Below are 22,348 nucleotides of genomic sequence, written 5' to 3'. Positions count from 1 at the left end.
AAATTTTCTATCACTTTACCCGCAGGCGTATATTATGTCAATATTAAAAAATAATGGATTTTGAAGAATACAAACAAAAACTTCCGGTAAACTATTCCGAAGAAGACCTAAAAATCATAAAAAAAGCTTTTGAAATCGCGAGCGAAATACATAAATCGGAAAAACGCATTACCGGCGAACCGTATATAATCCATCCGATAGAAGTCTCTCTAAAAGCGGCGGAATTGAAAATGGATGCCGGCGCCATAAGCGCCGCGCTTCTTCACGATACGGAAGAAACAAAAAACGGCACGCTAAAAAAAATTCGCAGAGAATTGGGAGAAGAAATAGCTTTTTTGGTAAAAAGCGTAACAAAAGCCAGCGAAGTAAGATATCACGGAGCCGAACGGAGCGCGGAATCAGCCAGAAAAATGTTCATGGCGATGGCGCAGGATATCAGAGTTATCATAGTAAAACTCCTTGACCGTTTGCATAATCTTGAAACGCTAAGCGTTCATCCTTCCGAAAAGCAGAAGCGAATTGCCAACGAAACTCTTGAATTATACGCGGCGGTCGCCGACAGGCTCGGTATGGGAGACCTAAAAGTAAAATTAGAAGATGCGGCGTTCAAATATGCTTTTCCGAAAGAATATTTGAAAATAACAAAAGAAGTAAGCGAAAAAATTTCCGAACGGGAACGTTTTCTTTCAAGAAAAATAACCCCCCGCCTTAAACAGGTTCTCGCCGAAGAAAAAATTTCCGTTAAAGAAATTTCCCATCGGGCAAAACATTATTACAGTTTATGGAAAAAACTCGAAAGATTTAACAATGACTGGCAGATGATATACGATCTCTCCGCGGTAAGAATAATAGTCGATTCTCTTGAAAAATGTTACCTGGTATTGGGAATAATACACAAACTCTGGAAACCGATTCCCGGAAAGATAAAAGATTACATCGCCCTCCCTAAGCAAAACGGGTATCAAAGTTTGCATACAACAGTCTTTTGCGAAGGAGGCAAAGTGACGGAATTCCAGATAAGAACCCAAGAAATGCACGATGAAGCCGAACAAGGAATCGCCGCTCATTGGGCGTATAAAATATCGCAAAAACCCGATCACTCCAAAGAAAAACCCCGCAAAAAATTCAACTGGATAAAGCAGCTGCGCGAGTGGCACGATAAATTTTACAATGGAGAGAACGGAGAAGATTTCTTGGAGGCGCTTAAAATAGATTTTTTCAAAGACCGGGTATTTATATTGACCCCGAAAGGCGACATCATAGACCTTCCCGATGGCGCCACTCCGGTTGATTTTGCTTACAAAATCCACACGGATCTTGGAAATTCAATGGTATCGGTAAAAATAAACGGACGAATAGTTCCTTTTTCATATCGTCTTGCTTCGGGCGACATGGTTGAAATAATCACGCAAAAAAACAAAAAAGCCAGCGAGAAAATGCTGGGCTTCGCGAAAACAACGCAGGCGAAAGAGCATATAAGGGAAGCTATAAGGAAAAAAGAATAATCAGATTGTAAACCTCTTAAACCAACCGCCGGCATCGGGCGTTTTTTCTTCATGAACGATCTCAGTGTCGTCAAAAACAGGCCTGACATTTTCTTCAAGCGGAATTTCACCGATTATATTAACAAGATCGTCTCCCGTAATCCCCCTTTCGGAAAATATCTCTTCTGTTTCAGGGAGAAAAATTCTTGTCTCTTCGGCGGGCGAATCAACAGGAAAATTCTGCGGTTCCGCATCATTCACAATTTCCATCGCATCCGCGGAAAAATTTTCACCGGATATTTCTCTTTCCTGACCTTCCAAAACCGACGCACCGACGGCGCCGACTCCCATTTTTGAAAGAAAATTGCCAAATTCTTCTTCGGAGAAAAATTCTATGGAAATTCTTTTGCCGGGACCGCGAGGTTCAACGAAAACTCTTGTGCCAAAAGCGTCCGAAAGACGATTCTCCCAAAGAACTATCTCCGTGTCGCGCGAAATCGCTTTTCCCTTTCTGAGCCCTCTGGCTTTCACTATCTGCCGCGACGCGGCCTCCGCTTCCCTTACATTCATTTTTCTGTAAATAATTTCTTTGTAAAGGCTTGTTTGTTCTTCGTCAAAACCGGACAAGCTCAAAAGCGGCCTGGTATGCCCTTCATTGATTAATCCTCGTTTCAAACCTTCCTGTATTTCCTCAGGCAAGCTTAGAAGCCGTATGGAATTTGAGACAAATTCCCTGCTTTTGCCAACTTTTGTGCCGACTTCGTGATGTCTCATTTTAAAATCATCAACAAGCTGCTTGAAAGCTATCGCGCGTTCCAGGGGATTTAAATCTTCTCTTTGTATGTTTTCTATAAGCGCGATTTCCAGTTTAACTTTTTCTGACGGCTCTTCGCGGATAATGACCGGCACTTGAGTAAGCCCGGCAAGCTGCGACGCGCGCCATCTTCTCTCTCCGGCGATTATTTCATATTCAACGGAGGTGCCATGAGGAAGCTCCGTTTCCTGCCTGATAACCACAAGCGGCTGAAGAACGCCGTATTGCCTTATGGATTCCGCAAGTTCATGAAGTTTTTCTTCGTCAAAAAAACGGCGGGGCTGCATTGAGTTGGGTTTTATCTTATGGACTTCAACCAAAAAAACTCCGCTTTCTTTTCTTATTCGAGGTGGAAAAAATGGATTCGGCATGATGATAAAATTATGATTAATAAAATTATACAAAAATAAAATCGGCTAATCAAGAAAAAAGGTTGAAAAAGCGGCAAAAAAATACTATATTTGTGCACAGAGGGCATGTGGCGGAATTGGCATACGCGTACGACTCAAAATCGTATGGTCTTACGGCCGTGTGGGTTCAACTCCCACCATGCCCACCATCAAAAAAACTTTTATGGGCATTTTTTGCCTGACAAGCTTCTGCTACCATATTTTAAATGAAATATTTTATCGCAACCTACGGATGCCAAGCGAATATAGCCGATTCGGAAAGAATAGAAACTCGTTTAAAAAACAGGGGCTATAAAAAAACTTTAGACGAAAAAGAAGCGAATATCCTGGTGGTAAACGCATGCTCCGTGCGGCAATCGGCAATGGACCGCGTTTACGGAAAAATAAATAAATTCTCTAAAAAAGGCGGAAAGATAATTCTTACGGGCTGCGTTCTTGAAGCGGATAAAAAAAAGCTCAAGAATAAAGTTTCGGAAATATGGAATCCGGAAGAATATTTTGACGAGGTTCCGGTTCACAACAACGGAATAACCGCTCAAATTCCGATAATGTCCGGCTGCGATAATTTTTGCACATACTGCGCGGTGCCTTTCACTCGCGGACGGGAAAAATCGCGCCCGGATAAAGAAATAATCTCCGAAGTCCGGGGTCTTGTTCAAAAAAGACATAAAGAGATCTGGCTTCTCGGACAGGCGGTCAACAAATATAAATTCAGAAAAACAGATTTTCCAAAACTTCTTAGGAAACTGGATAAAATTCCGGGCAAATTTTGGCTGCGGTTCACTTCCCCGCATCCCCACGATTTTTCAGACGAACTTATAAAAACTCTTGCCTCATTAAAACATTTTCCGCGCTACATAAACCTGCCCCTACAGTCCGGAGATAATGAAATCCTAAAAAAGATGAACAGAAACTACACGGCCGAAGAATATTTTCTCCTTGACTCTAAAATCAAAAAAACAATGCCGGATATCGCTATCTCAACAGACGCCATTGTCGGATTCCCGGGCGAGACGCGAAAACAATTCAAAAATACTCTAGACCTTTTTAAAAGACTGAAGTTTGACATGGCTTTTCTTTCGGAATACTCCAGCCGATCGGGCACGGCGGCTGCAATGACAATGAAAGACGATATTTCAAAAAAAGAAAAGGGACGGCGGAAAAACGAGCTTAACAAAATTCTTATAAAAACGGCATCGTTAAACAATAAAAAATTTCTCGGAAAAACCATTGAAGTTTTAACGGAAAAAACAAAAGACGGCAGAATTTTTGGCCGCTCGGAAGGAAATAAAGTCGTTGAAATAAAAAACACGGCTGGTGCAAAAATCGGCGAATTCGCCAAGGTAAAAATCGCAAAGACCGGCCCGTGGAAACTTGAAGGAGAAATTGCCAAGCCAAAAATAATCTGCGTTATCGGACCGACAGCGTCAGGCAAAAGCAGTTTGGCTGTTGAGCTAGCCTGTAAATTCAATGGCGAAGTTATTTCGGCGGATTCACGGCAGATTTATATAGGAATGGATATTGGAAGCGGAAAAATCACGAAAAAGGAGATGAAAGGAATTCCCCACCATCTTCTTGATGTTTGTGTTCCAAAAAAAGAATTCAACGCTTCCGATTTCAAACGGCTTGCGGAAAAAACGATTAAAGAAATTGTATCGCGCGGAAAAATTCCGATAATCTGCGGAGGGACAGGTTTTTACATTCAAACGCTTTTGGGACCGGAGATTCCGGAAATTGTGCCTGATAAAAACCTGCGTAAAAAACTTGAGAAAAAATCCGTGGCTGAACTTTTTGAAATTCTTAAAAAACTGGACCCGGAACGGGCTGAAAAAGTAGACAAAAACAATCCGCGCCGGCTTGTGCGCGCAATTGAAATAGCCGAAAAACTCGGCAAAGTGCCCGCGCTTGAAACGAACAGCAAAAAATACGATATTTTATGGCTGGGAATAAAGAAAGATAAAAAACAGCTTGAAAAAGCGGTATGCGACAGGGTAGATGCAATGATAAAAAAGGGTCTTGAAAAAGAAGTTGAAAAACTTGTCAAAAAATACGGCTGGACAAAAATTTTAAAAAACACGATTGGATATAAAGAATGGTTAGACAAAAACCCAATAGAAAAAATTAAAACACACACTTTGCAATATGCTAAACGCCAGATAACGTGGTTTAAGAAATTCGCTCCGGAAACGAAGTGGCTTGCCCTGAGCGAAGTCGAAGGGAATAAAAATAGAAACGAAGCAATAAAATTGGTAGAAGGGTTTCTCTGAATTCACGGTAACGAATTAGCGCGATTGTTATACGGAATTAACAATATTATCAAACACTCAGTAATCAACAAAAGAATAATTAATCCCACTCCATTCCCCCGTAGGAATTGGCTGATGCCTTTCAAGCTTAAACTTTGGTATGTAGTATTCTTTTTCGTATTTTTTCAATCCCACTGCGACTACACGAAAAACATTCCTGATAATATCAAGTTTTTTATCAAAAGCGCCGAAATTAAAACCGAATTGCGCATGAAACATCACAATCACTGATCCTACCGATTTTATAGCATTTTCTAAAGTAGCATACTTAAGATTTTTCTCTCTATCGTGTTTTGTATAATTATATGCATCATACCAAGATAACGATTTTGTCGGTTGATCAGAATTCCAGTTTTCAAAAGGATTAAAGGAAGAAAAATTTAAATACGATTGCAACGATAACTCATAGCTATCTAAAAGCATCGGTCTGGCAAGAAAAACATAATCATTAGTTGTAAAATAACCTTTTTTTGATAAGTATTGGTTTTCTTTCAAAATCGCTGACCAAGATGATTCTACCTCCGTGCACGCAAGAAGAATAATTTCTCTTATTTTATATCCGTAAACTTTTTTATTTTCTTCTGTTGGTTCCACGGTTTCAAACAACTCTTCTAGCCTATCAAGTAATATTTTCAAAGACACAAAGGATTCATTTAGCCTTTCTTGGGAAATAGCTTTATAAAAATTCCCCCCAGAAACAACAGGCCTCCAAATTCTTTTATAAAAAGTACCAGGTACATAGTCTGATTCGACAGGACAAGTATCGCCAAAACATTTTTCAACCCAATCTTTAAGAGTTTTGCCGGTAGAATCATCACACATTATCAGATCTCTATCAAGTGCAGATGCTACAAAAATTCCTTCAACCTCAAAAGCTACCCCTTTTTCACTGTTGAAGCTTGAATCTTTAGGAAATTTTTTATTTTGGAAAAAATAAACAGACATATTATATCGACAAACACAAATAAGCGAAAATCATGGTGCGATATTGGAAATATAGCCGATCAAACCTTCATCTTTATGTTTAGTATAGATTTTTGCCTCTTTTTATCAATGCCTCTATAAAATCTCTTGTCTAAAACCCCGCCTCCCCCTCGACAAGCTCGGGGTCCGGCCTTCGATTCCCCCCATGCTCTTGTATTACGAAACAAAAGAGAGAGGCATTAAGCCGCTCTCTTTTGTTTCGTGCACGGGCTGAGGGAATCGAACCCCCGTTAACGGTTTTGGAGACCGTTGTAATACCATTATACCAAGCCCGCAGAAAGGAAAATTATTTCTTCCCTTCTTTGTGCGGTGTATGCACCTTGCACCATTTGCAATATTTTTTGAGCTCTATTTTACGCTCAACTTTTTTCTTGTTTTTTCGCGTCCAATAGTTGGTTCTTTTGCACTTGGAACAAACGAGTTTTATAAGTTTTTCTTGAGTCATATCAACTTAATATATCAAATTATTAGAAAATTTCAATGTGTTTTTATAACAGAGCAAAAGGGCCGCAAAACGGCCCTTTTTATTTTAGCCCACAAAAGTGAGCGTATTTTTCAGCAAGGGTTTGGTTTTACAGACAAAGGTCATCGCAATTTCGCTGAAGGCGCGGTCTCCATTAGTGGAAATATTACTCGTAGTCTCGCGCACAAAACCAAAAAAATATCGGCTACGGGAACATAAAAAGGAGAAGGAGACTAGCCTAACAGGAAAAGCCCGTTCGGACTTTCCTCACCCATTACTTGAGTAATGGATGTTTTTTAAACTTCAAGAAGCTGTACCTTGTCCGGTTGCCTCCAAACCCTGCCTTATGAAGACAATTTCATTTAACAACTTCTTCATGCTTTTTTCAACCTTGGTTATCCCTTTTTTCCTCCCTCTGTATTTTGAAGAAAAAACCAAAAAATTCTCTATTGTTTTTATTTCCAATTGATTCAACCATCGGCCATTAACGGGAATAGTGCTCCAAAAAGCCGACATCAGCCCTTTAACAAGAATCACAGGATCCGGCTCTCTGTGTTTTTTTGGTACAAAGCGGAAACAAAGCTGAATTTGGAGGCAACCCCCTTTTTCTATCAAATGTATCAGGCCATTGATTCTCTTCAAAAATCCTCTTCTTACAAAAAGCCTTCCTCCCTCTGCGATTCCGATTCCCGTGATTGTTATCGGAGTTTTTTTCGTGTCCGCAATCACTATCTTCCGATGATTTATTTTAAAACCAGATTTTTCAATCACTCTTCTTATGGCTTCCCTTTTTTGTTTTCCTAAGCGCCTTTTGGACGAAAAAATCAGATCGTCAAGATAACGAGAATATGTCATGCCGTATTTTAAGCAAAGTTTCCCCATTTCTTCATCGACTAAGCGCACCAAAACCAAATTTGCCAAATCAGGCGAAGCCGCTCCTCCAATACGGAGAGAGCCATCTTCGGAATAAAAACAATACTTCAGTAAAAATTCTCTTAATTTATTTTCTTCGGCAAAAGAAGGAACAACCTCACGCAGGATGCGAACGACTTGTTCCACATTGGTGTTAGGATAAAAATCCTTAATGTCCAGAAGATAAAAATATCTGTTTCTTTTCCTCGCGTGCCGTAAAACATTTTTTAAAGGATTGTTTCCAGGAAACACGGCTGCGGCAAAGGGAAATTTTATTTCTTCGTGCGCCAGCCGAAGTCTTAATAGCCCGTAAAAATTCCGGCCCAAAGTTAGCATTGTTTTGTTAGGCGCAGAGATTTTTCTGCGTTTTGCCGAACCCGCCAGCAGATTTTTGTCTTTTATGTAAAAAACATCATACCGTGGCTCAGGGTCGCCTCTGCCAACCGCTCTTTCTATTTTTCTTTCTAATGCTCCAAGAATGTCAAAGACCATGCCGCAACCTCCTTTCTTAATATATTGTTTATATTTCTGGCGCCAATTTAGCACAGACAGGCTGAAAAAAGCAACCGAAAAAGCTTTCCGGGTCGCATTGACAAAGTATTGCATTTTTAGCCCAAATATGCTTTACTTACCATATCCCCTATACGGGGCTTTTTTGTTGAAAATAACCTTAAATATATGCCCTATAATGCACGTTCTTCCAAACGTACAGATACGGGGCATAAAAAAGTCGGCTATTTTTAACAAATCTTTACCATTAAGTTAAAAGGTCAAAAAACGAAGAAAACGGAACAATGCAGAGGCAAAAACAGCCAAGCATTTCTGAAAAAGAATACAAACGACTTTTTAACGCGATAGCAGATACGGTGTATGATTAGATTCGGAAAGATAACCAACGTGGCAAAAGGCATGGCGCTCGCAGGATTTATATTTACTTCCGCGGCTCCGGCCCAGGCTTTCTCCATAAAAGATATAGTATCGCCCGAACACAGAGAACCGGTAATGATGGCTTTAGCCAGCATCAAAGCAATAATCTTTACGGCCAACGCCGAAGAGAACAAAACCAATGAGAAGACGCCAGAGGCGATACCGGAGCCTCCGGCTCCCAAAATAATAGAAACAAGAGAAATTGTCGTTACCGCTTATTCCAGCACTCCTGACCAGACCGATGACACGCCGTTTGAAACGGCGATGGGAACGGAAACAAGGGACGGAATAGTGGCGGCTAATTTTCTGGAATTCGGCACAAAAGTGCGTCTTCCGGAAGTATTCGGCGACAAGGTCTTCGTTGTTGAAGACAGAATGGCAAGAAAAAACAGTCATAAAGTCGATGTCTGGATGCCCACAAGGCAGGACGCGATGTGCTTCGGGGTGAAAAATCTGACCATGGAGATAGTGGAAGTTGCTGAGTAAAAACTAAAAAAGAAATTGTTTTATATCACCAAAAAGTTCCGCCTAAACAGCGGAACTTTTTGGTACCCGAAAATTCAATACAAAATGGCCGCCGAGCGAAGCAAGGCGAAGCCCTCTTGCTTGCAATTTCCTCAATGGTGCGGAGAGGAGGATTCGAACCTCCGTAGCCAGTTAAGGCGATGGTTTTACAGACCATTGCAATTGACCGCTCTGCCATCTCCGCTTGAACCGCCGTTTAATTTTAGACGACGGATTTTTGTTCTTTTCTGACCCGCCCCGAAGAAGAAACTTTTCTTTTGGGAGACACCGTGTCTATTTTCAGCTCTCCCTTTTCCGCACGGACGGAAACAATGCCTCCTGAAGAAATTCTAGCGGAAATTATGAATTCAGCAACCGGATTCAAAATTTTAGTCTGTATAAGACGTCTTAGAGGACGCGCTCCGTATTCGGGATTAAACCCTTCTTTCGCGAGAATATCCAGAGCCTCGGGAGAAATATCAAATCCTATTTCCTTGTCTTTAAGCCTCTTCACCACATCCTGAATCTGAATTTTCACAATCTCTCTTAAATGCTCCCTTGAAAGAGAATTGAAAATAATTATTTCATCCAGACGATTCAAAAACTCCGGCCTGAAACGCGACTCAAGCGCCTGGTTGATTTTATCTTTAAGATTTTCCTCTTCTCCGGCCCTTCCGTCGCCCGAACTGAAACCGATGCGCGCCATCTGCTTTACGAATTCGGAACCGACATTGGAAGTCATCACGAGAATCGTGTTTTTAAAATTCACATGTCTGCCTTTTGAATCAGTAAGCCTTCCGTTATCAAGCACTTGAAGCATTATGTTAAAAACTTCCGGGTGCGCTTTCTCAATTTCGTCAAAAAGAACGACGGCATAAGGTCTGTGCCTTACGAGTTCGGTTAATTGTCCTCCTTCTTCATAGCCCACGTATCCCGGAGGCGAACCTATTATCTTGGAAACCGTATGTTTTTCCATAAATTCCGACATGTCAACGCGAATAAGCGCCTTCTCGTCATTAAACATAAATTCAGCAAGCGCGCGCGCAAGTTCAGTTTTTCCCACTCCTGTCGGGCCCAAAAACATAAAAGAACCTATCGGCCGTTCCATGTCAGCGATTCCGGCGCGCGATCTTCTTATGGCGCTGGATATTTTTGAAACCGCCTCGTCCTGGCCCACCACGCGTTTTTTCAAATCATCTTCCATTTTGAGAAGTTTCTGTGCTTCGGTTTCAAGCATTTTAACAACGGGAATTCCCGTCCACCGGGAGACGACGTCGGCAATCTCCTCCTCCGTTATTTCTTCTTTGAGCACTTTGCGCGAAGTCTGAAGTTTTTTAAGGCGCGACTCTTCTTTTTTTAATTCTTTTTCCGACTGCGGGAGCAAGCCGTATCGAATTTCCGCAACCTTGTTTAAATTCCCTTTTCTCTCTTCCGAATCCGCTTCGAGCCGCAAAGATTCCAAGCGCGATTTTAATTTTCTTATCGAAGAAATTGTTTCTTTTTCGTTTTTCCACTTAAGCTCAAGAGAAGAAGTGCGCTCTTTTTGGTCGCTGATTTCTTTTTCTATATTTTTAATTTTCTGCTTTGCTTTCGCCGTCTCGGCTTTGGTCCTAATCCTGGATTCTCCTTCGGCTTCATTTTTCAGCGCTTCTCTTTCTATTTCAAGCCGCCTGATTTCTTTCTGAACTTTTTCCAAATCTTTAGGCATGCTATCCAATTCAAGGCGCAATGCCGAAGCCGATTCGTCCAAAAGGTCGATAGCTTTATCGGGCAAAAATCTATCGGTGATATATCTGCTTGAAAGATGAACCGCCGCCTGTATCGCCGCGTCGGTAATGCGGACTCCGTGATGAAGTTCGTATTTTTCTTTTATTCCGCGCAAAATAGATACGGTATCTTCTTGCGTCGGTTCATCAACATAGACCGGCTGAAACCTGCGAGTTAACGCCGCGTCTTTTTCTATGTATTTTTGATATTCCTTGAGAGTAGTCGCCCCAACGGCGCGAAGTTCGCCTTTCGCCAAAGCCGGCTTCATAAGGTTTGAAGCGTCGATGGCTCCTTCGGCGCCTCCGGCGCCGACAAGCGTGTGAAGTTCGTCCACAAAAAGGATGACCTTGCCCTTGGCGCGTTCTATTTCTTTCATCACCGCTTTCAGCCTGTCTTCAAATTCTCCGCGATATTTGGTTCCCGCGACAAGCGAACCCAGATCAAGAGAAATTACTTCTTTGTCTTTAAGAGATTCCGGAACGTCGCCTTGCGCGATTTTTTGGCTTAAACCTTCCACAACGGCGGTTTTGCCGACTCCGGCTTCTCCTATAAGCACCGGATTATTTTTCGTTCTGCGCGAAAGTATCTGCATTATGCGCCTTATTTCCTCCTCTCTGCCGATGACAGGATCTAATTTGTCCTGACGCGCCAGGTCGGTGAGATTTCTTGAATATTTTTCCAAAACTCTGAATTTTTTTCCTTCGTTCACGTCATGAACGCGGCTCTCGCCGCCTACGGTTTTTAAAACGTTTAGCGCCAGTTCTTTATCAACACGATTTTTATTCAATATTTCTTTGGCGCGGGAAGGAATATCCAAAAGACCGAGAAAAAGGTGCTCGGTTGAAACATAATTTTGACCAAGCGTCTGCGAAGCTTTATACGCCGATTCAAAAACCCGTCCCAAATCGGGAGTAAGATAAACCTGAAATGATTGCGTAAATGTTCCACCTCTATTGAGCTCTTCAAGCTCTTCAAGGATGGAATCCGTAAGATAACCGACATCCGCCTCAAGTTTTTCAAGAACGGAAAGAATAACTCCGTCGTCCTGGAGTATAAGCGCCGCCAAAAGATGCAGCGTGTCTATTTGGCTTTGCCCGCGCTCCATGGCCAGTTCGTGCGCTTTGCGTATCGCCTCCTGCGCTTTTTGAGTAAAATTTGAAAATGGAAGCATAAATCAATTTAAAATTATCGATTTTTCAATTAGATAAAAACCAATGACCGAATTACTTTACAAATTTTTAGGCCTTTCGTCAAGGGTTATCTCAACGTCAAGGGTATCTTTACCTCTTAATATCTTCAGCATAATTTTATCGCCGACTCTTAATCCGGAAAGCAGTTCGTTAAGCGTGATGTTTTTGTTGATTTTTGTTCCGTTAAATTCAAGAATAATATCTCCTTCTTTAAGACCCGCTTTATCCGCCGGACTGCCTTTCATAACAGCCTCGGAACCATCCGTTCCTCTCGCGATGAGAAGCCCGCTGTCAACGCTCAAATTTTTTTCTTTCTTTATGGCATCGCTTACCGGAACATATCTTATTCCCAAAAACGGATAGCGAATTTCGCCGAACTCTTTCGCGTCGGTAATTCCTTTCTTTGCAAAATTTATCGGAAGCGCGAACCCCACGCTTTGCGCGTCTTGCGCCAATGCCGTATTTATCCCTATTGCCCTTCCATTCAAATCAAGAAGAGGGCCTCCGGAATTTCCCGGATTAATTGCCGCGTCGGTCTGTATGACATTTTGAAGCGTTTCGGTTTGTCCGGAAGAATCATTCGCGCTGACTGTTCTGTTAAGCCCGGAAACCACGCCGACGGAAACTGTATTTTGAAACTCGCCCAAAGTATTGCCTATCGCCACAACCGTCTGCCCGACTTCAAGAGATGAAGAATTCCCGAGTTCCACAAACGGAAACCCTTCGCCTTCAACTTTCAAGATGGCAACATCCTGCAAAGGGTCTCTCGCTAAAATTTTCGCGTCGTATTTTTTACCGTCATTGGTAACCACGGTGTAAGAAGCGGCCGCGTCAGAAACAACATGTTTATTGGTCAAAATTGTTCCATCAGAAGACACAAAAAATCCTGAACCGGAGGAAACTTGTTTTTGCTCCGTTCCATTCTGCCTGTATTGGGGAACGCCATATCCTTCCGGAAAAATTTGTTGGAAAAACGGGTCGTTTCCGAACGGATTAACGAAATACTCTTCAATCACGGGAATATCCTTTGTGGCAATAACGCTCACAACCGCAGGAGAAACGTTCTTGACCAATTTAATAATCAGCTCTTCCTGAGTTATAACATTCACGACTTCTTTTTCCGGTATCGCTTCCCCCAAAGAAGGAGAAACGGTCTGAATTGTTTTTTCTATAACCCTTCCCACTGTCTGCGTTATGGGAGAAGGCGCCTGGTTTACCAATGTTGCGGTAACAATGCCCGTGGCAAGAGAAGTTACGAAGCTCACAAGGAGAACCAAAAGTATAAACTGAGAATGAGTTAAATTCTGCATATTTTAATTCTAATTGTTTTTTATTATTGATTAATTGGCTCTTTAAAACGCCTCAATCTTCCAGCCGAAACTGAAAGCTTGTTATTAATATATAATACGTAATTTTAGCAAAAAAAGTTGCGGTTTAGAAGTCCGACAGAAAAAACGCAAAAAGCGAAGACAACCAAAATGGCTATAGTCCGAGTGGATTAAAAAATCAGCCGATATTCTCCACTTTCTTTACCTCCGAAAATTTTTCCTTAAGAACTTTTTCCGCTATTTCTGTCAGGGTAGATGAAGCATAAGGACAAGAAGCGCACGCGCCGCCGAGTTTTACCTTTACTATTCCTTTTTCTTCGTCAAACCCGGCGAACTCTATAAATCCGCCGTGCTGTTCCAAAACAGGAGAAACTTCTTTTTTAATCGTCTCTTTTATTTTATTTTCCATGTTTTTCCTTGTAATTTTTTATCGCTTCTTTAAACGCCTGGTCTGCCAAAACCGAACAGTGTATTTTTCTGTCAGGCACTCCTCCCAATTTTTTTACAATATCGTCCGGTTTTATTTTAAGCGCTTCTTCTATTTTAAGCCCGCCATTTTCCGTAATCATTTCTGAAAAAACAGAAGTGGAAGCGATAGCCGTGGCGCATCCGAAAGTACGCCATTTCAATTTTTTGATTTTTTCGGTTTTTTTGTCAATTTTAACCCACATTCTCATCACATCTCCGCACACAGGAGCGCCGATAACAGCCTCTGCGTCGTATTCGCCGGGCTTCGGGTCTTTAAGCAAGACATTTTTAGGATGGAAAAAATGGTTTTTTACCGCTTCAGAATATTGCCAGCCAGTTTTCCCTTTTTTTGCCACGTCAATTTTTTTTGTTTTGACTTTTTTAATCATACTCTATCTTCTGATTTTATAAGCTCTCGTGTCCAAAGCTGAAATGCTTCTTAAACGTTCGACTATTTCCGGCAAAACTTTTAAAACGTAATCCATATCTTTTTTCTGTGTTGCTTTCCCCATACTGAAACGAAGCGAACCATGAGCGTATTCATCGGGTACGCCGAGCGCCTTAATGACATGCGACGGTTCAAGGCTGTCAGAACTGCACGCCGAACCGGTTGAACAGGAAACGCCCTTATCATCAAGATAAAGCACCGCGGATTCTCCTTCAACACCCATAACCGAGATATTCACGTTGTTGGGCAATCTTTTTTCCAAAGAACCGTTTATTATAATTTCTGGAATTTTTTCAGTTATTTTTTTGATAAAGTAATCGCGCAAAACAGAAAGCCGAACTGCTTCTTTTCCCCTGCCTTCAGCCGCCAGCTCTAAAGAACGGCTAAAACCGATTATTCCTGCCACGCTTTCAGTTCCCGGCCTTATTTTCATTTCCTGACCGCCACCGTAAATTATCGGCTCTATTTTTACTCCTCTTCTTACATATAGCGCCCCGCTCCCTTTCGGTCCGTATATCTTTGAGCCGTTTAATGTCATAAGATCCACCCCGAGCTTCTGGACATTTAAATCAAGGTAAAGCGGAACTTGCACCGCGTCCGTGTGAAAAAGCGGCAAAACCGCTCCCAAACTGCCCGGAACCAAAGACTGGCCGATAGTTTTTTTCTTTCTGAAATTGCCGATTATTCTCGCAATTTCCGGTATCGGCTGAATCGTTCCTATTTCATTATTCGCATACATGATTGAAACCAAAATCGTTTCCGGTTTTAAAGCCGCTTCAACGTCTTTAGGATTTATGACTCCGTCTTTTCCCGGTTTGATAAAAGTGATTTCAAAACCTTCTTTTTTTAACGCTTCACAAGAATTTAAAACAGCTTCGTGTTCAACTGCCGACACAACAACATGATTACCTGCCTGCCGGTAGGTATGGCCTTGTTTTTTATAATGTCTTGCAACACCCAAAACAGCCATGTTATCGCCTTCGGTTCCGCCTCCCGTAAAAATTATTTCATCGGGCCGGCAACCCAAAATTCTCGCGACCCTCTCTCGCGCCTGAGAAACCGCGGCTTTAGCCTCTCTCCCTTCGGTGTAAACAGAAGAAGGATTACCGAAAGTTATTGACCAAAACGGCTTCATCGCGGATTCAACACGTTTGTCCATATAAGTTGCCGCCGCATGGTCAAGATAAATTCTTTTTTGTATTTTCATAAAGTGATTACCGACAAAATCTAAAAATAATTCGCTTACCACATCAATACTAAAGTTTATTATACGCTTTGAGCCAGTCAATAGCGTAGAAAAACGACACCGTTTTCCAAAAATACAGAAAAAAACCCGCAAGATGGAAAAATTTTGACAAAAAACCTTTCAACACAAAAGGTCCTATCATAAAACTTGAAAATTTTCTGCCAAGGTCAACCACATATAAACTCTTTGCCGCCATGTAAAGTTTTACCGAATTTCCTTTTTCCAAAGATAAAATTTCTTCCGCTATGTGTTTTCCCTGCGCTATCGCGTCCTGCGCGCTTTTCGCTTCTATGGAAAAAACGTTTTTCGCGCCTTTTACAAGCAAGTCAGGCCCGATTTCATATTCTCCTAAACGCAAAGGGGTTCCGCCTCCGGCCCAGATAACGATATCCGGTTTTTCGTCTTTCAAAAATTCATCGTCCGCCTTGCGGTTCAAAATAAATTCAACTCCGTTTTTTTCCAAAAATTCCCGCGCCGAATTTTGTTGTCGCGAAGGCAAAAAACCCAGAATGCCGCCTGACGCTTCTACTATCAATATTCTGGCCATCTGTTTTGGATGCCCGTACATTTTTGACATTTTTTCGCAAAAATCTTTCAAAAAACCGGCTAATTCGCACCCAGTGAGTCCGGCCCCCAATATGGCTATTTTAACTTTCTCTCTTTTCGCTTTAGCTTTAAAAATCGCTTCTATTTCGCTTCTTATCCTCATCGCCGAATCAAAACTTAAAAGAGCCAGGCCAGAAACGCGAGGAGCGGAACCTGGCGCCACAACCAAATAATCATAGGTAATTTTTTTCCTCACGGAACCTTTTTCCTTGGCAAGAATATAATTTCCCTCGAAAGAAATAGAATCCGCTTCTTGCGGTATTATTTCCAAATTCTGATTTTTAAAAATGTCCGCCAGCTTCACGGCGCAGACGGAAAAAATCTTTGTGGGCGACTCGGAAGAAGACACCGCTTTAAAAAGCGACGGGAAAAACAGCTGGTAATCTTTTTTTTCCACAAGGATTACGTCAAAAATTCGTCGCGTCTTTTTTGAAGCAAAAATTTTCTTCGCCGCGGCTATTCCGCCAAAACCTCCGCCGATTATGACAATTCTTTTTTTGATCGGATTCATTTCAGCTTTTTTAAAAAACTCCTCCTGTGGAGAGGAGAGATTCCGTATTTTTTGAGCATTTTATAATGCAATTTCGTGCCGTATCCTTTATGGACATCAAAATGATATTGCGGATATTCTTTGTGAAGCCGGACCATTTTTCTGTCCCTTCGCACTTTCGCGATAATGGACGCGGCGGAAATAAGCGGGATTTTTTCGTCCCCTTTTATAATAGTTTTCTGATTGTAAATTTTGGGCGCAAAAAGTGAACCGTCAAGAAGAACAATGTCGGGTTTTTTATTGAAACGGTTCAATATCCTGCCGACGGCGAGCTTTGTCGCGCGGCTAATGCCGATTTTATCTATGGTCTTTTGGCCGACCATCGCGGCTTGATATTCAAAATTCTTTTTAATTTTTTTCAGCCATTCCTCGCGCTGTTTCTCGCTGAGTTTTTTGGAATCTTTGATTCCTTTCAATAATTTCGCATTTCTCGCTTTAAACTTTTCGTTTTGGTTCGCGGCTACCGCCGCGACACTGATCGGACCGGCCAATGGCCCTCTTCCCGCTTCATCTATGGCAATAACTATATGTTTTTTCACTAAAACCATTTATTTATTTTACCTTTCTTCGCGAAACGAAAAAAGCCCCCTTTAGGGGTTTTTATAGTCATAAAAACAGGCCCCGCGCATAAAACGCAGGGCCTTGCCCCCCTTCACAGACTGATGCGCCCTATAGGCAATTTCCCCTTGAAAAACGTTTAAATACATTCATAGCAACCCTCCATTTTTCATCCAAAGGTTTGTCATTGGGATAATAACCCCTTGTTTCGGAATCCCGAGGCGATAGGCAAAAAAGAACATTGCCTAATTAAAGGCTAACAAACCGGTAAAAAACTTCAATTCCAAGCCTGTGGACAATTTCAGCCTTTCCAAAATATATTTCGCATAAGACTTTCAAAAGGGTCAATAATGCGGGAAGAATGAAAATCGGATAAAATAAATTAATGCCGGAAAAATTCGTACACCTTCACACCCACAGCCACTATTCTCTTTTAGACGGCCTGGCTAAAATTGACGATCTTGTAAACGAAGCTGTCCAAAACGCCATGCCCGCCTTGGCTCTTACAGACCACGGCAACATGCACGGCGCGATTGAATTTTACAAAAAAGCCCAAAAGGCCGGGATAAAACCCGTGCTAGGAGTTGAAATGTATGTAGCCCCGCGTTCACTTTCACAAAAAGAAGCCAGCATAGACACAAAACCGTATCATCTTCTTCTTTTGGCAAAAAACGAAGAAGGATACAAAAATCTGCTGAAACTTGTAAGTATTTCCCATCTGGAGGGTTTTTATTACAAACCCAGAATAGACAAGGACACTCTTTCAAAACATTCAAAAGGGATAATCGGCGCGTCAGCGTGTCTGGCCGGAGAATTACCGCGCCTTATGTTAAGCGAAAATTACGGGAAAGCGAAAGAAGCGGCCGCCGGGTACGCCGATATTTTCGGTAAAGATTCTTTTTTTATAGAAATAAGCCATCACCCCGGAGTTCCAAACCACAATCTCGCAATGAGCCGGCTTGTGGAACTTTCAAAACAAACCGGAATTCCCCTTGTCGCCACTCAAGACATTCATTATCTAAAAAAAGAAGACGCTTTGGCACAAGACGCGCTGGTTGCCATACAAACAAACACAACACTCGGAGACAAAGACCGGCTAAGCATGAGCAATGACGATTATTCTTTCAGGAGCACAAGAGAGATGCTCGACCTTTTCAGAGATTTGCCCGAAGCGACAAAAAACACGGTTGAAATCGCGGAAATGACAGACACAAAATTAAAGCTCGGCGAATGGATTTTCCCTAAATTTGAAATTCCTTCCGGAAAAACCGCCGACGAACACCTGAGAGGAAAAGCCCTTGAAGGACTGAAAAAGAAATTTCCCGACGGAGCCGGCGATGAAATTACAAAACGGATGGATTACGAGCTGGAAGTAATATCCAAAAAGGGCTATTCTCCGTATTTTCTCATTGTTTCCGATTTCGTAAATCATGCCCGCGAAACAGAAATTATCACCAACACAAGAGGTTCGGCTGCCGGATCTTTTGTGTCATTTCTTGTCGGGATAAGCAACGTCAGTCCGATAAGATACGGGCTGCCCTTTGAAAGATTTTTAAATCCCTACAGACCTTCGCCTCCCGACATAGACATGGACTTTGCCGACGACAGGCGGGACGAAATAATAGAATACGCCAAACAAAGATACGGATACGACAAAGTAGCCCAGATCGGCACGTTCGGAACAATGATGGCGCGCGCCGCGGCGCGCGACATAACCAGAGCGTTGAATCACGACTACGCAACGGGTGATCGCATTGCCAAAATGATTCCCATGGGTTCCCAAGGATTTCCTATGAGTATCAGGAAAGCGATGACCATAAACACCGAATTAAAAAAGGCTTACGAGTCCGAAAAGGAAACGAAAGAAATTCTTGATTTGGCGCAAAAAATAGAAGGAGGGGCGCGGCACGTATCCGTGCATGCCGCCGGAGTTGTCATCAGTCCGGAACCTCTTCAGGAATATCTGCCGCTTCAATACGAACCGAAGGGAGAAAAAATCATCACGCAATACGACATGCACGCGGTTGAAGATATCGGTCTTCTCAAAATGGATTTTCTCGGAATAAGAAACCTGTCCATACTCGGACTCGCGAAAAAACTTATAGAAAAAATACGCGGCGGAAAATTGGACCTCGAAAAAATTCCGCTTGACGACGAAAAAACTTTTGAACTTTTAAGAAGAGGAGAAACCGGAGGCCTTTTCCAGCTCGGAGGTTCGGGCATGACCCGTTATCTGAAAGAACTCAAGCCGACAACAATAGAAGAGATAATGGCCATGATTGCGCTTTTCCGTCCCGGCCCCATGGCTAATATTCCGACATATATAAAAAGAAAACATGGCGAAGAACCGATAACATATCTTGACCCGCGCCTTGAGAAAATTCTCGGCGGCACTTATGGCGTTGTTACCTACCAGGAAGACGTGCTTTTTATAGCGATTGAGATGGCAGGATATAACTGGGACAGCGTAGATAAATTCAGAAAAGCAATCGGTAAAAAAATCCCCGAAGTTATGGCGGCGCAGGAAAAAATCTTTATTGAAGGCTGCCAAACGCACGGCGGGCTCTCCAAAAAGAAGGCGGAAGAATTATGGAAACTTTTTGATCCTTTCAAAGGATACGGCTTCAACAAAGCGCACGCGGCAAGTTACGGCATCGTGGCTTACCAGACAGCGTATTTGAAAGCGAATTATCCCGGCGAATATATGACCGCGGTTTTGACTTGTGAATCGGGAGATATGGATAAAATTTCCGAAATGATAGCGGAATGCAAAAAAATGGGCATAAAATTACTGCCGCCGGATATAAATGAAAGTTTCAGCGACTTTACCCTGGTAAAAGAAACAGACCCTTCCGCGCAGACAGAAGAAAAAAACTCCATACGCTTCGGACTCCACGCCATAAAAAACGTGGGCGAAAACGTGGTAAAAACACTGATTGAGGAAAGAAAGCGCGGCGGAATTTTTAAATCGGTTGAAGACCTTTTGGAAAGAATCCCTACCAAAGATATCAATAAAAAATCACTTGAATCGCTTATAAAGGCCGGAGCGCTTGACGGCTTCCGCGAAAGAAACACTCTGCTTTTGAATCTGGAAAAAATGCTCGAATACCACAAGGATGCGGTAAACGGAAATTCTCCAAACCAAGCTTCTCTTTTCGCAATGGCTGGAAACGAACTAAAAGCAAGCGTGCTGAAAATGTCGCCGGCGGAGCCGGCAAGCCTTGAAGAAAAGCTCGTGTGGGAAAAAGAATTTTTGGGAATTTATGTTTCCGGACATCCGATGGACAAATACAGAAACGCAATGAACCGAGCAAAACTGAGAATCGCGTCGGTAAAAAAATTCCGGGGCGAAACGCCGGTAATGATGATAGTCATGGTGTCAGAAATAAAAAAAATTATGACTAAAAAAGGAGAACCTATGGCGTTTTTAAAACTTATGGATTCCACTGGTGAAATTGAAGCCGTGGTTTTTCCCAGAACACTGAATAATTTTGGGAGTCTTCTAAAAACCGACGGATGCGTTATAATAAAGGGAAAGACGAGCTCGCGCAACAACGAGCCGAGTATTATTTTAGAAGAAATAAGAGAAGTGAAAATATAAAAAAGATGGCAAAAGAAAAAAATAAACCAACGGACATAGAAACAAAAAGGCATTCTTTATCGCATATTTTGGCGATGGCGGTTTTAGAAACACAGCCAGGAACCAAATTAGGCATCGGACCGAGTGTTGAAAACGGTTTTTATTACGATTTTCTTTTGCCAAAAAATATTTCATCAGATGATCTACCCGAAATAGAACAAAAGATGCGTAATCTAATATCTCAAAAACTAGACTTCAAAAAGGAATTATTTTCTTTAAAGAAAAGTAAAGATTATGAAAAATTAAGAGAAATTTTTCGAGAACAGAGATTCAAAATTGAACTAATCAAAGAAAAACAAAAAGAACAGCATATTTCCGTGTACCACACGGGAAATAAATTTACGGATCTTTGCGCAGGACCTCACATAAATTCAACGAAAGAAATAAATCCGAAAGCTTTTAAACTGACAAGGATTGCTGGCGCCTATTGGCGAGGGGACGAAAAAAACAAAATGCTCACCCGCATATATGGCGTCGCTTTTGAGACAAAAGAGGAACTAGACAATTATCTTAAACAGGTCAAGGAAGCAGAAGAAAGAAACCATCGCAAATTGGGTAAAGAACTAGACCTTTTTTGTTTTTCAGATTTGGTCGGTCCAGGTCTACCCTTGTATACCCCTAAAGGCGTGGCAATAATTGACGAATTAAAAAAACATATTGAAACCGTATGCCGCAATTACGGATTCAAAAAAGTTTCGGCTCCGTCATTATCAAAAATAGAACTTTTTGAAATATCTGGACACGCTAAAAAATTTGGCGACGAATTATTTCACGTTTCTTCCGAAAAAAAACATAACTTTGTTCTTAAACCGGTCCAATGCCCGCACCAAACACAAATTTACGCATCAAAAACCAGGTCTTACAGAGATTTACCAATCAGATACATGGAATCAGACAAGCAATACCGCGCTGAAAAAACCGGAGAAGTCGGCGGTTTATCAAGAGTATATGCCATAACTGTTGAAGACGGACATTCTTTCTGCAGAGTAGACCAAGTAAAACAAGAAATGATTAATATGGTAAATATTATAAAAGAATTCTATAGCGCGCTTGGTATGTGGGGCAAACATTGGGTATCTTTATCTGTGCGTGACTATGAACATCCAGAAAAATATATTGGTGAACCGAAAGATTGGGACAAATGCGAGAAAATGCTTCAAGAAATATCAGATGAAATGGGCCTAGACGCAAAAAAATGCGAAGGCGAAGCAGCGCTTTACGGCCCCAAACTTGATTTTATGTTTAAGGACGCGCTGGGCAAAGAAATTCAAATCCCGACTGTCCAGCTTGATTTTGCCACGCCAAAAAGATTTAACCTTACTTATATAAACGAAAAAGGAAAGGAAGAAAATCCTGTAATGGTGCATCGCGCCGTTTTAGGTTCTTACGAAAGATTTTTAGTTTTACTCATAGAACATTTTGCCGGCGCATTTCCCTTGTGGCTCGCGCCGGTGCAAGCGGAAATTATTCCTCTAAGCGAAAAATTCAACGAATATGGACGCGATATTTTGAAAGAACTTCTTGAGACTGGAATACGCGCAGAAATTGACGAAAACGACGAAACCTTAAGCAAAAAAATCAGGAACGCGGAACTGCAAAAAATTCCCTACCTTCTTGTTGTCGGAGAAAAAGAAGAAAAAGATAAAAGCGTGGCAGTAAGGCCGCGCAAAGGCGAAAAATCGGTTTTAAAGATTAACGAGTTTTTGGATAAAATAAAAAAGGAGATAGAAGAGAAAAGGTAAA

General features: G+C 41.8%; 16 protein-coding genes and 3 tRNA genes. 6 read left to right on the top strand and 13 right to left on the bottom strand.

Annotated elements, in window-relative coordinates; genetic code table 11:
* Positions 1–53 precede the first annotated feature (53 nt).
* Positions 54–1,505 carry a RelA/SpoT family protein gene (locus tag PHC85_00230; GenBank protein ID MDD5032535.1) on the top strand — a complete coding sequence of 484 codons (1,452 nt, stop codon included), beginning with the start codon at positions 54–56 and terminating at the stop codon, positions 1,503–1,505.
* Here the strand turns inward: PHC85_00230 and PHC85_00225 are convergent, their stop codons facing one another.
* Positions 1,506–2,669, bottom strand: coding sequence for a ParB/RepB/Spo0J family partition protein (locus PHC85_00225; GenBank protein ID MDD5032534.1), 1,164 nt, complete (start codon positions 2,667–2,669; stop codon positions 1,506–1,508). It lies immediately after the preceding gene.
* Positions 2,670–2,770: 101 nt separating this feature from the next.
* Between PHC85_00225 and PHC85_00220 the strand changes: the two genes are divergently transcribed.
* Positions 2,771–2,857, top strand: a tRNA-Leu gene (locus PHC85_00220).
* A 57-nt stretch (positions 2,858–2,914) separates the two neighbouring features.
* On the top strand, positions 2,915–4,975 hold the full coding sequence (gene miaA, locus PHC85_00215) for a tRNA (adenosine(37)-N6)-dimethylallyltransferase MiaA (protein ID MDD5032533.1): 2,061 nt from the start codon (positions 2,915–2,917) through the stop codon (positions 4,973–4,975).
* Between the two features lie 57 nt (positions 4,976–5,032).
* On the opposite strand, the gene PHC85_00210 is transcribed toward miaA, so the two are convergent.
* The 4 genes from PHC85_00210 to PHC85_00195 all read right to left on the bottom strand — a co-directional run bounded on the left by PHC85_00210 (position 5,033) and on the right by PHC85_00195 (position 7,865).
* Positions 5,033–5,959, bottom strand: coding sequence for a hypothetical protein (locus tag PHC85_00210; GenBank protein MDD5032532.1), 927 nt, complete (start codon positions 5,957–5,959; stop codon positions 5,033–5,035).
* Positions 5,960–6,202: 243 nt separating this feature from the next.
* Positions 6,203–6,273 (bottom strand) — tRNA-Trp (locus tag PHC85_00205).
* A gap of 11 nt (positions 6,274–6,284) precedes the next feature.
* The gene (gene rpmG, locus PHC85_00200) at positions 6,285–6,443 is read right to left on the bottom strand and encodes a 50S ribosomal protein L33 (protein MDD5032531.1); all 159 of its coding nucleotides are present in this window, start codon (positions 6,441–6,443) and stop codon (positions 6,285–6,287) included.
* A 321-nt stretch (positions 6,444–6,764) separates the two neighbouring features.
* Positions 6,765–7,865, bottom strand: coding sequence for a reverse transcriptase domain-containing protein (locus PHC85_00195; GenBank protein MDD5032530.1), 1,101 nt, complete (start codon positions 7,863–7,865; stop codon positions 6,765–6,767).
* A 378-nt stretch (positions 7,866–8,243) separates the two neighbouring features.
* Between PHC85_00195 and PHC85_00190 the strand changes: the two genes are divergently transcribed.
* Positions 8,244–8,786, top strand: coding sequence for a hypothetical protein (locus tag PHC85_00190; protein MDD5032529.1), 543 nt, complete (start codon positions 8,244–8,246; stop codon positions 8,784–8,786).
* 135 nt (positions 8,787–8,921) lie between these two features.
* Here PHC85_00190 and PHC85_00185 read toward each other — a convergent pair.
* The 8 genes from PHC85_00185 to PHC85_00150 all read right to left on the bottom strand — a co-directional run bounded on the left by PHC85_00185 (position 8,922) and on the right by PHC85_00150 (position 16,955).
* Positions 8,922–9,009 (bottom strand) — tRNA-Tyr (locus PHC85_00185).
* Between the two features lie 18 nt (positions 9,010–9,027).
* On the bottom strand, positions 9,028–11,742 hold the full coding sequence (locus PHC85_00180; GenBank protein MDD5032528.1) for an AAA family ATPase: 2,715 nt from the start codon (positions 11,740–11,742) through the stop codon (positions 9,028–9,030).
* Positions 11,743–11,799: 57 nt separating this feature from the next.
* Positions 11,800–13,071, bottom strand: coding sequence for a trypsin-like peptidase domain-containing protein (locus PHC85_00175; GenBank protein ID MDD5032527.1), 1,272 nt, complete (start codon positions 13,069–13,071; stop codon positions 11,800–11,802).
* 196 nt (positions 13,072–13,267) lie between these two features.
* Positions 13,268–13,498 carry a NifU family protein gene (locus PHC85_00170; GenBank protein MDD5032526.1) on the bottom strand — a complete coding sequence of 77 codons (231 nt, stop codon included), beginning with the start codon at positions 13,496–13,498 and terminating at the stop codon, positions 13,268–13,270.
* The gene (locus tag PHC85_00165) at positions 13,488–13,946 is read right to left on the bottom strand and encodes an iron-sulfur cluster assembly scaffold protein (GenBank protein MDD5032525.1); all 459 of its coding nucleotides are present in this window, start codon (positions 13,944–13,946) and stop codon (positions 13,488–13,490) included. The genes PHC85_00170 and PHC85_00165 overlap by 11 nt, the downstream gene beginning before the upstream one ends.
* 3 nt (positions 13,947–13,949) lie before the next feature.
* A complete protein-coding gene (locus PHC85_00160) occupies positions 13,950–15,212 on the bottom strand; it encodes a cysteine desulfurase family protein (GenBank protein ID MDD5032524.1) in 1,263 nt (420 codons plus the stop codon).
* Positions 15,213–15,261: 49 nt separating this feature from the next.
* A complete protein-coding gene (locus PHC85_00155) occupies positions 15,262–16,368 on the bottom strand; it encodes an FAD-dependent oxidoreductase (protein ID MDD5032523.1) in 1,107 nt (368 codons plus the stop codon).
* Positions 16,365–16,955 carry a ribonuclease HII gene (locus PHC85_00150; GenBank protein MDD5032522.1) on the bottom strand — a complete coding sequence of 197 codons (591 nt, stop codon included), beginning with the start codon at positions 16,953–16,955 and terminating at the stop codon, positions 16,365–16,367. The genes PHC85_00155 and PHC85_00150 overlap by 4 nt, the downstream gene beginning before the upstream one ends.
* Positions 16,956–17,350: 395 nt before the next feature.
* Here PHC85_00150 and PHC85_00145 point away from each other — a divergent pair, with 395 nt between their 5' ends.
* Both PHC85_00145 and thrS read left to right on the top strand, forming a co-directional pair.
* Entirely contained in the window at positions 17,351–20,566 is a 3,216-nt protein-coding gene (locus PHC85_00145) for a DNA polymerase III subunit alpha (GenBank protein ID MDD5032521.1), read from the top strand.
* Positions 20,567–20,571: 5 nt separating this feature from the next.
* On the top strand, positions 20,572–22,347 hold the full coding sequence (gene thrS, locus PHC85_00140) for a threonine--tRNA ligase (protein ID MDD5032520.1): 1,776 nt from the start codon (positions 20,572–20,574) through the stop codon (positions 22,345–22,347).
* The last annotated feature ends 1 nt before the right edge of the window (position 22,348 follow it).

The organism is Candidatus Paceibacterota bacterium, from assembly GCA_028711505.1.
GTDB lineage: Bacteria > Patescibacteriota > Minisyncoccia > JAHISW01 > Tagabacteraceae > JAQTSC01.
The sequence above is the reverse complement of the archived record's forward strand: the minus strand, read 5'-3'. Positions and strand labels throughout refer to the sequence as shown.

Excerpts from the sequence above, each read along its gene's own strand:
- PHC85_00230 (MDD5032535.1), top strand. The coding sequence starts at position 54 with ATGGATTTTGAAGAATACAAACAAAAACTTCCGGTAAACTATTCCGAA.
- PHC85_00225 (MDD5032534.1), bottom strand. The coding sequence starts at position 2,669 with ATGCCGAATCCATTTTTTCCACCTCGAATAAGAAAAGAAAGCGGAGTT.
- miaA (MDD5032533.1), top strand. The coding sequence starts at position 2,915 with ATGAAATATTTTATCGCAACCTACGGATGCCAAGCGAATATAGCCGAT.
- PHC85_00210 (MDD5032532.1), bottom strand. The coding sequence starts at position 5,959 with ATGTCTGTTTATTTTTTCCAAAATAAAAAATTTCCTAAAGATTCAAGC.
- rpmG (MDD5032531.1), bottom strand. The coding sequence starts at position 6,443 with ATGACTCAAGAAAAACTTATAAAACTCGTTTGTTCCAAGTGCAAAAGA.
- PHC85_00195 (MDD5032530.1), bottom strand. The coding sequence starts at position 7,865 with ATGGTCTTTGACATTCTTGGAGCATTAGAAAGAAAAATAGAAAGAGCG.
- PHC85_00190 (MDD5032529.1), top strand. The coding sequence starts at position 8,244 with ATGATTAGATTCGGAAAGATAACCAACGTGGCAAAAGGCATGGCGCTC.
- PHC85_00180 (MDD5032528.1), bottom strand. The coding sequence starts at position 11,742 with ATGCTTCCATTTTCAAATTTTACTCAAAAAGCGCAGGAGGCGATACGC.
- PHC85_00175 (MDD5032527.1), bottom strand. The coding sequence starts at position 13,071 with ATGCAGAATTTAACTCATTCTCAGTTTATACTTTTGGTTCTCCTTGTG.
- PHC85_00170 (MDD5032526.1), bottom strand. The coding sequence starts at position 13,498 with ATGGAAAATAAAATAAAAGAGACGATTAAAAAAGAAGTTTCTCCTGTT.
- PHC85_00165 (MDD5032525.1), bottom strand. The coding sequence starts at position 13,946 with ATGATTAAAAAAGTCAAAACAAAAAAAATTGACGTGGCAAAAAAAGGG.
- PHC85_00160 (MDD5032524.1), bottom strand. The coding sequence starts at position 15,212 with ATGAAAATACAAAAAAGAATTTATCTTGACCATGCGGCGGCAACTTAT.
- PHC85_00155 (MDD5032523.1), bottom strand. The coding sequence starts at position 16,368 with ATGAATCCGATCAAAAAAAGAATTGTCATAATCGGCGGAGGTTTTGGC.
- PHC85_00150 (MDD5032522.1), bottom strand. The coding sequence starts at position 16,955 with ATGGTTTTAGTGAAAAAACATATAGTTATTGCCATAGATGAAGCGGGA.
- PHC85_00145 (MDD5032521.1), top strand. The coding sequence starts at position 17,351 with ATGCCGGAAAAATTCGTACACCTTCACACCCACAGCCACTATTCTCTT.
- thrS (MDD5032520.1), top strand. The coding sequence starts at position 20,572 with ATGGCAAAAGAAAAAAATAAACCAACGGACATAGAAACAAAAAGGCAT.